Origin of the sequence: Pseudomonas sp. GM79 (genome assembly GCF_000282495.1) — a bacterium.
Lineage (GTDB): Bacteria > Pseudomonadota > Gammaproteobacteria > Pseudomonadales > Pseudomonadaceae > Aquipseudomonas.
This window is the reverse complement of sequence record NZ_AKJE01000084.1, coordinates 1-10,943: the sequence shown is the minus strand read 5'-3', so window position 1 is coordinate 10,943 and position 10,943 is coordinate 1. Positions and strand designations below refer to the sequence as shown.

Below are 10,943 nucleotides of genomic sequence, written 5' to 3'. Positions count from 1 at the left end.
GTAGCAGCTGCCGAGCCTGCGAGGCTGCGTTCGGCTGCGAAGCAGTCGTAAATCAGACACCGCGGTACATCAGGCTGATTGTGTGCTCAGGGTTTACGACGACTTCGTCGCCGAACGCAGCCTCGCAGGCTCGGCAGCTGCTACAGATCGGTTTCAGGCGAGTGCTTTGAGCGTGGCATCGATCTGTTGCAGAACCTCGGCCTCGCCCTTCTCGCCCCAATACAGGGCAATCATTTGCTTGTCTGCTTCGACCTTGTAGACGTTGGCAGGCAATTTTTCGAAATGATTCAGCAGCATCCTATCCTCACAGACCTCCTGCCACTGATTGACCCACACGCCTGGCGTCTTCTGCCAGTAACTCCAGCACGCCGGTCGCGTGCCACGGCGCGGCCGATGGTACTGCGCGCAAGGGCTCGGCGGCTCCTCGCTCAGCCAGTGCGGCCATTCCTGGGGCGCCAGCTGCATGGCCAGGCCAATGCGCCGCGCCTCCATGCGCAGGGCCATGCGCCCGCTCTGGGTGCGAGAGGGTCGCAACCAGGCCAGCGGACTCAAGACCACCAGCAGGATTGACACCACTATCCAGACCGTCATATCTGTACTCCCGATTCTTGATGAGCCCATTGAGTCACTTTGAAACCAATGCGCTTGAAACCAGCCATACTTACCAATATTGCAATCCTCAGGAGGAGCACCTCATGCCCTACAACCACATTCTGGTCGCTGTAGACCTAACGGAAGAGTGCGATCCTGTCATCCACCGAGCTCGCGAGCTCTCGGTGAGCAATGGCGCAAAGCTGTCCCTGGTGCATATTGTCGAACCGATGGCGATGGCCTTTGGCGGCGACGTGCCGATGGATCTTTCCCAGTTGCAACAGCAACAATTCGATCAGGCCAAAGAGCGCCTTGAGCGATTGATCGTGAAATACCCGGAACTCTCCAAGGAATACAGTCACTTGACCTACGGCCAGCCGCGCCAGGAGATTCACCACCTCGCCAAGGAGCAAACGTGCGACCTGATCGTGGTGGGCAGTCATGGCCGACACGGCTTGGCGCTATTGCTCGGCTCCACCGCCAATGACGTACTGCACGGCGCGCCTTGCGATGTGCTGGCGGTGCGCCTGATCAAAAGCTGACAACACGGAACACTGTGGGAGCGGGCTTGCTCGCGAAAGCGGCGTGACAGTCGAAATCTTTATTGAATGTTAAGCAGCTTTCGCGAGCAAGCCCGCTCCCACAGTGAAGCTATGTCGGCCAGTAGACCGCCATCCATACGAAAAGCCCGGCGTTCACGTGAGTGAAGCCGGGCTTTTTTATCGCCGGATCAATCAGGCATCCAGCTCGGCCCAGCGCTCGACCATCACGTCGAGTTCAGCCTGCAACTGCTCCAGCTGAGCGATCACCGCAGCTGTCTCGGCAGCAGGACGCTGATAGAAGCCGGCATCCGCCATCTGCGCTTCAACCACAGCAATCTGCTGCTCCATGGCTTCGATCTGACTCGGCAACATTTCCAGCTCACGCTGCAACTTGTAGCTGAGCTTCTTCTTTGCCACCGGCGCCTCTACTGCCGCAGCGACTGGCGCTGGTTCAGCAGTGACGACAGCCGAGTTCAGGTCGGCCTTGCCGGACTTGCTCTCGGTCACGCCCAACAGGCGCGGCGAGCCGCCCTGACGCAGCCAGTCCTGATAACCACCGACGTATTCGCGAACCTTGCCTTCGCCTTCGAAGACCAGGGTGCTGGTGACCACGTTGTCGAGGAATGCCCGGTCGTGGCTGACCATCAGCACGGTGCCGTTGAAGGTCAGCAAGACCTCTTCCAGCAGCTCGAGGGTTTCCACGTCCAGGTCGTTGGTCGGCTCGTCGAGTACCAGCAGGTTCGCCGGCTTGCTGAACAGTTTGGCCAGCAACAGACGGGCACGCTCACCACCGGACAGCGCCTTGACCGGCGTGCGGGCACGCTGCGGGCTGAACAGGAAGTCGCCGAGGTAGCTCAGCACGTGACGGCTCTGACCATCGATATCGATAAAGTCGCGACCTTCGGCCACGTTGTCGATCACGGTCTTTTCCAGGTCCAGCTGATGGCGCAACTGGTCGAAGTAGGCCACGTCGATGCGCGTCCCCTCTTCCACTTTGCCGCTGGTCGGTTGCAGACCGCTGAGCATCAGTTTCAGCAACGTGGTCTTGCCGGTACCGTTGGCGCCAAGCAGACCGATACGGTCGCCGCGCGTCAGGACCATCGAGAAATCCTTGATCAGGAACGGGCCACCCGGGTGAGCGAAGCTCACGTTCTCGAGGACCATCACCTGCTTGCCGGACTTGTCAGCGGTATCCAGCTGAATGTTGGCCTTGCCGGTGCGCTCACGACGCTCGCTACGCTCAACGCGCAGGGCTTTCAGGGCGCGGACGCGGCCTTCGTTACGGGTGCGGCGAGCCTTGATGCCCTGACGGATCCAGACTTCTTCCTGGGCCAGTTTCTTGTCGAACAGCGCGTTGGCGGTTTCTTCAGCAGCCAGAGTCGCCTCTTTATGCACGAGGAAACTGGCGTAGTCGCCGTTCCAGTCGATCAGGCCACCGCGATCCAGTTCCAGGATGCGGGTCGCGAGGTTTTGCAGGAAGGAACGGTCGTGCGTGATGAACAGCACGGCGCCCTGGAAATCCTTCAGCGCTTCTTCGAGCCAGGCAATGGCGCCAATGTCCAAGTGGTTGGTCGGTTCGTCGAGCAACAGCAGATCCGGTTCGGAAACCAGGGCCTGAGCCAGCAGGACGCGGCGACGCCAGCCACCGGACAATTCGGCGAGGGTCTTGTCGGCCGGCAATTGCAAGCGGCTCAAGGTGCTGTCGACCAGTTGCTGCAAACGCCAGCCGTCGCGGGCTTCGAGGTCGTGCTGGACGTGCATCAGTTTGTCCAGGTCGGCGTCGGTGACGATATTCTGGCTCAGGTGGTGATACTGCGCGAGCAGCTCGCCAACACCGTCCAGGCCTTCGGCAACCACGTCGAACACGGTCCGCTCGTCGGCTACCGGCAATTCTTGCGGCAATTCGCCAATTTTTAGGCCAGGTGCGCGCCAAACAGAGCCGTCATCAGGCTTCTGGTCGCCCTTGACGAGCTTCATCATGCTGGACTTGCCAGTGCCGTTGCGGCCGATGATGCACACCCGCTCACCACGGGCGATCTGCCAGGACACCTTGTCCAACAACGGCATAGCGCCGAAAGCAAGGGACACATCGCTGAATTTGAGCAGGGTCATGAGCTTCTCCAAAAACCGGGCGCGCATTCTACCTGACTTGAGGCTTCAGAAGGCCGGCAATTTCAATGTCGAAGCACTCTGCACAACAATTGTTGCGAACTTGTGCCGACAGCTCGGCAAAGCTTTCGCCCGCTGCTGGCAAAAGGCTAAGCTACAGATAATTCAGTGCCGCTCTCGCCGGCACTTGTCATGATTTCTCTGCCCGGACGTCTCATGCGCAGTCGCCTTTTCAATCTTTTTTCGTGTTTGCTTCTTACAGCCGCTGCCGCTCAATCCGCCCAGGCGGTGGACCTGTCCACCCAACGCCAGTATTACGATGAAGCCAAGCGAGCCTTGGCCAAAGGCGATTCCGGCCCTTATTTCCGTTACAGCCAGGCTCTGAGCGATTATCCGCTGGAGCCGTATCTGGCTTATGACGAATTGACCGCGCGCCTGAAAACCGCGAGCAACGCCGAAATCGAGAAATTCCTCGCCGAACACGGTGACCTGCCCCAAGCCAACTGGATGAAGTTGCGCTGGCTGCGCTGGCTGACCGAACGCGGCGATTGGGCAACCTTCGTTAAATATTATGACCCCAAGCTCAACTTCACCGAACTGGACTGCCTGAACGCGCAGTATCTGATCAGCCATAACCGCAAGGCTGAAGGCTACGCCAACGCCGATAAACTCTGGCTGACCGGTAAAACCCAACCCGACGCTTGCGATGCTGTGTTCGGCATGTGGGCTGCCGATGGTCAACTGACTGAACAGAAACGCTGGGAACGCACCAAGCTCGCCGCCCAGGCACGCAACTATCCGCTGGCCAACAGCCTGATCAATGGCCTGACGACACTCGCCCCGCGCGGTCGATTGCTGGTGGATGTAGCGCAGAAACCCGAGCTGCTCAATCAGCCGTCGCGCTTCACCCCGGCGGATGAACCGATGTCCGACATCGTCAGCCTCGGCCTGCGCCGCCTGGCCCGTCAGGATCCGGACAAGGCCATGGCCCTGCTGGACGGTTACGCCAACAGCATGCATTTCTCCCGCGACGAAAAAGTCGCGATTGCCCGGGAAATCGGGCTGACCCTCGCTCGTCGTTTCGACAGCCGCGCGCTGGACGTAATGACCAAATACGACCCGGAACTGCGGGACAACACCGTTTCCGAATGGCGTTTGCGCCTGCTGTTGCGCCTGGCCCGTTGGGACGATGCCTATGAGCTGACCCGCCGCCTGCCTCAAGATCTGGCCACCACCAACCGCTGGCGTTACTGGCAGGCTCGCAGCCTGGAGCTGGCGCAGCCACAGAATCCGCAAGCGCAGACGCTTTACAAGGGCCTGGCTCGTGAGCGCGACTTCTACGGCTTCCTGGCGGCCGATCGCTCGCAATCCCCCTATTCGCTGAACAACAAACCGCTGGTGCTCAGCCAGGCGCTGATCAACAAGGTGCGCAATACCCCGGGCGTGCGACGCGCCCTGGAATTCCATGCCCGCGGGCAGATCGTCGACGGTCGTCGCGAGTGGTACCACGTCAGTCGGCATTTCAGCCGTGACGAAATGGTCGCCCAGGCGAAACTGGCTTACGACCTGAAATGGTATTTCCCGGCGATCCGCACCATCAGTCAGGCGAAATACTGGGACGACCTGGATATTCGCTTCCCCATGGCCCACCGCGAAACCCTGGTCCGTGAAGCCAAGGTCCGTGGCCTGCATTCGAGTTGGGTATTCGCGATCACCCGCCAGGAAAGCGCCTTCATGGCCGATGCACGCTCCGGCGTCGGTGCTAGCGGCCTGATGCAACTGATGCCCGGTACGGCCAAGGAAACCGCGCGCAAGTTCAGCATTCCCCTCGCTTCGCCACAGCAAGTGTTCGATCCGGACAAGAACATCCAGCTCGGTGCCGCTTACCTGAGCCAGGTCCACAGCCAGTTCAATGGCAACCGCGTCCTCGCCTCCGCCGCCTACAACGCCGGCCCCGGCCGCGTACGTCAATGGCTGCGTGGCGCCGATCACCTGAGCTTCGATGTGTGGGTGGAAAGCATCCCGTTCGACGAAACCCGTCAGTACGTGCAAAACGTGCTGTCGTACTCGGTGATCTACGGCCAGAAGCTCAACTCACCACAACCGCTGGTGGATTGGCATGAACGGTATTTCGACGATCAATAATCTGTAGGCGCTGTCGCAGGCTGCGATCTTTTTCCGTCGCTGTAAAAAATGCCCGCCTCTTTCAAGGCGGGCATTTTTGTTTGCAGCTCAAAGCACTCACTGATTTTCACCGGACCGATCCCTTCGAGAGCCCGAAGCAATTTCGCTACTTGGTCGGTTACTTGATCGGTTACTGGGTCGCTCTTCTTTGATGGGAATCGAAAAGATCGTCCCGAACCAACAGTGTCTACGCTCGCAGATCGGTTTCGACTTTGCCGTCATTGAACTGCAACGCCGCCAGCCGTGCATACAGTGCATTACTTGCAATCAACTCCTGATGCGTCCCCACTGCCACCAGTTTTCCTTGGTCCATCACCGCGATCCTGTCAGCGTTTTTCACTGTGGCTAACCGATGGGCGATGACCAGCGTGGTGCGGTTTTTCATCAGGCTGGGCAGGGCTTGCTGGATCAGGTGCTCGCTTTGGGCGTCGAGGGCGCTGGTGGCTTCGTCCAGCAGCAGGATCGGCGCGTCCACCAGCAGCGCCCGGGCGATGGCCAGGCGTTGGCGTTGCCCGCCGGATAAACCGAGACCCGCGTCGCCGAGGTGAGTCTGGTAGCCGTTGGGCATTTGCTCGATGAAGTCGTGGGCATAGGCGATTTTCGCGGCTTCCTGGACCTGGGCCAAAGTCGCCATCGGGTGACCGTAGCGAATGTTCTCTTCGATACTGCCGAAGAACAGCGCCGGGGTTTGCGAAACCAGGGCGAAGCAGCGGCGCAGGTCCAGAGGATCGAGCTGAGTCAGCGGCACACCGTCCAGCAAGATGCGTCCTTCGGCGGGGTCGTAAAAACGCAACAGCAGGTCATACACCGTCGACTTGCCAGCACCGGACGGTCCGACCAATGCGAGTGTTTCGCCGGCGTTGATCGTCAGATTCAGACCATCGACGGCATAGCTTTGCGGACGCGACGGGTAGGAAAAGCGCACATCTTGTAGCACCAGATCGCCCTTCACCCGTTCAGGCAAAGTCACCAGGCCCTGGGTCGGGGGCTGGATGATGTTTTCCGAGCGTAACAACTCGGCAATCCGCTCCGCCGCCCCCGCTGCTCGCTGCAGTTCGCCGATCACTTCACTCAATGTACCGAAGGCACCGCCGACGATCAGGCTGTAAAAGACGAACGCCGCCAGCTCACCCGCGGAAATCCGCCCGGCGATGACATCCATGCCGCCGACCCAGAGCATCACCCCGACGGCGCCCAACACCAGCAGGATCACCAGGGTAATCAACCAGGCTCGCTGGAAGATGCGCTTGCGGGCAGTGTTGAAAGCCTCTTCCACGGTCGTGGCAAAACGCTGCTCGTCCTGAACCTGATGGTTGTAGGCCTGCACGGTTTTGATCTGACTCAGTGTTTCAGAGACATAGCTGCCGATATCGGCAATCCGGTCCTGACTCAGACGCGACAGGGTGCGCACCCGGCGACCAAAAATCAGGATCGGCGCGACCACCAGCGGCAACGCGACCACCACGATGCTGGTGAGTTTGGGGTTGGTGATAAACAGCAAGACAATCCCGCCGATCACCATCAGCCCGTTACGCAGGAACAGCGACAGCGAAGAGCCGATCACCGATTGCAGCAACGTGGTGTCGGCGGTCAGCCGCGACTGGATCTCGGAGCTGCGGTTGTCTTCATAGAACCCCGGATGCAGGTAGACCAGATGGTTGAACACCCGTCGGCGTATGTCGGCGACAACGCGCTCGCCGATCCACGACACCAGGTAAAACCGTGCAAAAGTGCCAATCGCCAGACCGACCACCAGCAGCATGAACACGCCGATGGATCGGTTGAGCAAATGCGGCGACTGGGTCATGAAACCCTGATCCACCAGCAGACGAATCCCCTGCCCCATGGACAAGGTGATGCCGGCAGTAACAATCAATGCCAGCAAAGCGCCGAAGGCCGGCCAGCGATAAGGCGCGAGGAAACGGCTGGCCAGACGAATGGCGCGGCGGTGACGGGAAGAGAGCATGAAGATCATCCGATGGCGCAACCAATGGCTTTAACTCGACCAAGCCTACACCGCCCAACGGGATTGAACGCGGTAAATCATAATGAGTCAGGTTAATTATGACCGCCAAGACTAGTGGCTAGAGATTATTGGTCTAAAGTCCGGGTGGAAACGTCCGGGTATTTCTGATGGACTGAAGATGCCGACCTGAAAGATCGCAGGGAGTTGTCACAGCCCGGTCACCTGGCGGTTCTACAGTAAGCACACAACCTGATGAGGAGACAGGCCATGTCCTTGCAAAACAGCAGCGATGACAAGATTCCAGTGATCCGCACGCAGCCAGACCAGTCTCTGGGTTGCTCGATTATTGATAAGGATGGGCACGAAGTACCGATCACTGAAAACATGATCCAGGACGCTTGCCGCGAACTGGAGAAGCGATTGGTCAAGCCTGCCGAACAAGAGTGATATAGCCACCGTCTTCTTGACCCGGCTCTTTTAGCCGGGTTTTTTATGAGTGTTTATCGAAGAATTGCGATGCCGCCATTCGCGAGCAAGCCCGCTCCCACATTTGATCTCTGCCGTACACAACACGTGTGTCCGCTGAAGATCAAATGTGGGAGCGGGCTTGCTCGCGAATGGGCCAACTCGGTCTCTTATAGGACCGCAGCGCCAAGTGCCGCCACGATCTGCTGCAACGCCGGCGAATCCCCCTCGATCCGCACCTTCACCCCATCGATCTCACGCCGCAGCGGATAATGCTTGCGCAGTGCATCGAACGCCGCACGCTGCTCGCTCACATTACCTACAAGGCTGCGACGGAAATTCGCATCGTCACGGCGCGGGTCGTACACACCACGGCACAACATCGCCAGCGCCCAGGCCGGATCGCTGTCGGCGTTCAACGTCACCGCCGACAACCACGGTGCCGGCAGCAAATCGTTCAGGCTGACCTGTTCCGGTTGCCCGAGGAACTCACAAAGCGCCTGATAGATCTGCGCCGTCCCGCGCTGTCTGCCGTCGAGGCTGTAACCGGCAATGTGTGGCGTCGCCAGCACACACAACTCGGCCAGTGCCACATCGACCTCAGGTTCCCCCTCCCAGACATCCAGCACCGCTTGCAGGTCTTCACGCTCCAACAGCACCTGGCGCAGAGCGGCATTGTCGATGACCGGGCCACGACTGGCGTTGATCAGCCAGGTGCCGGGCTTGAGTTGGTTCAAGCGGTTTTTATCGAACAGATGCCAGGTCGACTGAGGGCCTTGCTTGTCTAGCGGAGTGTGCAGACTGATGACGTCGCATTGCTCGATGATCTGCTCGAGGCTGACGTAATCACCCCCTTCGGCCGCTTGCCTTGGGGGATCGCAGACCAGCACGTTCCAGCCCAGACCTTGCAAAACCTTGACCAGCCGCCCGCCCACTTCACCGGCGCCGACCACACCGTAGGTGCGTTGAGTCAGGTCGGCACCTTCGATTTCGGCCAGGGTCAGCAGGCCGCCCAGCACGTAATCGACCACACCCCGGGCATTGCAGCCTGGGGCGCTGGACCAGGTAATGCCGGCCTGTTGAAAGTAATCCAGATCCAGGTGATCGGTGCCGATGGTGCAGGTGCCGACGAAGCGCACCTTGCTCCCTTCGAGCAATGCGCGGTTGACGTTGCTCACTGAGCGCACCAACAGCACATCGGCCTGCTCGACAGTGGCGCGGTCGATGGCACGTCCCGGTACCCGGCGGATTTCACCGAAACCTGCGAAGAAGGCATCGAGTAGCGGGATATTTTCGTCGGCAACAATCAGCATGGCAGGCTCCTTTGGCGGATCGGCAGTTTAGGCGCAGATGACACCAACGACTAGCACCGATCCCCCGTAGGAGCTGCCGAAGGCTGCGATCTTTTGATCTTGTCTTTAAATAAACCAACCAAACCCTGCAAGCCAAAAGAGAAGATCAAAAGATCGCAGCCTCCGACAGCTCCTACACAGAGTGTGCGCGGTATTGAGAGATTACAAATCCCTAACACAGGACTTTTCCTGACCACTGCGTCAAGGCGTAGAATGCGCCGCCTCGCGCATCAAAATCTTTTGGACGTTTCGCCTTGAATTCCGTGACTGACCGCCCCGCCGCTATTTCTCTCAACCGCCCGGCCCGGGTTCGCCTGGAGCTGAAAAACCTGCTTGGCCTGGCGTTGCCGATCATGATCGCGCAACTGGCGACCACCGCCATGGGCTTCGTCGATGCGGTGATGGCCGGTCGGGTCGGGCCTCGAGATCTGGCGGCCGTCGCGCTGGGTAACTCGATCTGGGTGCCGGTGTTTCTGCTGATGACCGGCACACTGCTGGCCACCACCCCGAAAGTCGCTCAGCGCTTCGGCGCCGGCACCCACAGCGAGATCGGCCCGATCGTGCGCCAGGCGTTGTGGCTGGCGCTGGTGGTGGGCTTGATGGCGACCGGCATGCTGTTCAGTGCCGAACCGATCCTGCACATCATGAAGGTCGATCCCGAGCTGATCGGCCCGTGCATGCAGTATCTGCACGGCATCGCCAGCGGCCTGCCCGCCGTCGCGTTCTATCACGTGCTGCGCTGTTTCAGTGATGGCCTGGGTCGCACCCGCCCGGCCATGGTCCTTGGCCTGTGCGGGTTGGCGCTGAATATTCCACTGAACTACATCTTCATCTACGGCCACTTTGGTGTGCCGGCCATGGGCGGGGTCGGTTGCGGCTGGGCCACGGCGATCGTGATGTGGGTGATGGCGTTGGGCATGGCCGGCTGGGAGCGCTGGGCGCCGGCCTACCAGTCGAGCGAGTTGTTCAGCCGTTTCGACTGGCCACAGTGGTCGGTGATCAAGCGTTTGTTGAGCATCGGCCTGCCGATCGGCATTGCGGTGTTCGCCGAATCAAGCATCTTCGCCGTGATTGCCCTGCTGATTGGCAGCCTCGGCGCCACCGTGGTCGCCGGGCATCAGATCGCGCTGAACTTCAGCTCGCTGGTGTTCATGATCCCCTACTCCCTGGGCATGGCCGTGACCGTGCGTGTCGGCCAGGCATTGGGCCGTGAGGAACCACGCGAAGCCCGCTTCGCCGCCGGTGTCGGCATGGGCACTGCCCTGGCTTATGCGTGCTTGTCGGCGAGCCTGATGCTATTGCTGCGTGAACCCATCGCTGCGATTTACACCGCCGACCCGACGGTGATTCAGGTGGCCGCGATGTTGATCGTGTATTCGGCGCTGTTCCAGTTTTCCGATGCGATCCAGGTGACGGCGGCGGGCGCACTGCGCGGTTATCAGGACACGCGGGTGACGATGATCCTGACATTGTTCGCGTACTGGGGGATTGGTTTACCAGTGGGTTACGCCTTGGGCCTGACCGATTGGTTCGGTGCGCCGAGCGGCCCGAGCGGGCTGTGGCAGGGTTTGATCGTAGGCTTGAGTTGCGCGGCGCTGATGCTGTCGATCCGCCTGACGCGCAGTGCACGCAAGCGGATCCGCATCAGTCGTTCAGCGGGTTAAGCGAGCGCAAAAAAGGGCCTGTAGATGCAGGTAATGCCAGTCAGTTGGTGCGAAACCTGTGGGAGCGGGC

General features: G+C 60.0%; 8 protein-coding genes. 4 read left to right on the top strand and 4 right to left on the bottom strand.

Annotated features, from left to right (window positions below):
• Window positions 1-153 precede the first annotated feature (153 nt).
• A complete protein-coding gene (locus tag PMI36_RS07295; protein ID WP_008074246.1) occupies window positions 154-591 on the bottom strand; it encodes a hypothetical protein in 438 nt (145 codons plus the stop codon).
• A gap of 104 nt (window positions 592-695) precedes the next feature.
• Between PMI36_RS07295 and PMI36_RS07300 the strand changes: the two genes are divergently transcribed.
• On the top strand, window positions 696-1,133 hold the full coding sequence (locus tag PMI36_RS07300) for a universal stress protein (RefSeq protein WP_007907790.1): 438 nt from the start codon (window positions 696-698) through the stop codon (window positions 1,131-1,133).
• Window positions 1,134-1,325: 192 nt separating this feature from the next.
• On the opposite strand, the gene PMI36_RS07305 is transcribed toward PMI36_RS07300, so the two are convergent.
• A complete protein-coding gene (locus PMI36_RS07305) occupies window positions 1,326-3,245 on the bottom strand; it encodes an ATP-binding cassette domain-containing protein (RefSeq protein WP_008074245.1) in 1,920 nt (639 codons plus the stop codon).
• Window positions 3,246-3,458: 213 nt separating this feature from the next.
• On the opposite strand from PMI36_RS07305, the gene PMI36_RS07310 reads away from it, so the two are divergent.
• Window positions 3,459-5,387: a transglycosylase SLT domain-containing protein gene (locus PMI36_RS07310; RefSeq protein ID WP_008074244.1), complete on the top strand. Its 1,929-nt coding sequence runs from the start codon at window positions 3,459-3,461 to the stop codon at window positions 5,385-5,387.
• 226 nt (window positions 5,388-5,613) lie between these two features.
• Here the strand turns inward: PMI36_RS07310 and PMI36_RS07315 are convergent, their stop codons facing one another.
• Window positions 5,614-7,401, bottom strand: coding sequence for an ABC transporter transmembrane domain-containing protein (locus tag PMI36_RS07315; protein ID WP_162130635.1), 1,788 nt, complete (start codon window positions 7,399-7,401; stop codon window positions 5,614-5,616).
• A 258-nt stretch (window positions 7,402-7,659) separates the two neighbouring features.
• On the opposite strand from PMI36_RS07315, the gene PMI36_RS07320 reads away from it, so the two are divergent.
• Window positions 7,660-7,839 carry a PA1571 family protein gene (locus PMI36_RS07320; protein WP_007907798.1) on the top strand — a complete coding sequence of 60 codons (180 nt, stop codon included), beginning with the start codon at window positions 7,660-7,662 and terminating at the stop codon, window positions 7,837-7,839.
• Between the two features lie 188 nt (window positions 7,840-8,027).
• Here the strand turns inward: PMI36_RS07320 and pdxB are convergent, their stop codons facing one another.
• Complete coding sequence (gene pdxB, locus PMI36_RS07325; protein WP_008074242.1) at window positions 8,028-9,170, bottom strand: 4-phosphoerythronate dehydrogenase PdxB; 1,143 nt, start codon at window positions 9,168-9,170, stop codon at window positions 8,028-8,030.
• Between the two features lie 293 nt (window positions 9,171-9,463).
• Between pdxB and PMI36_RS07330 the strand changes: the two genes are divergently transcribed.
• The gene (locus PMI36_RS07330; RefSeq protein ID WP_008074241.1) at window positions 9,464-10,873 is read left to right on the top strand and encodes an MATE family efflux transporter; all 1,410 of its coding nucleotides are present in this window, start codon (window positions 9,464-9,466) and stop codon (window positions 10,871-10,873) included.
• The last annotated feature ends 70 nt before the right edge of the window (window positions 10,874-10,943 follow it).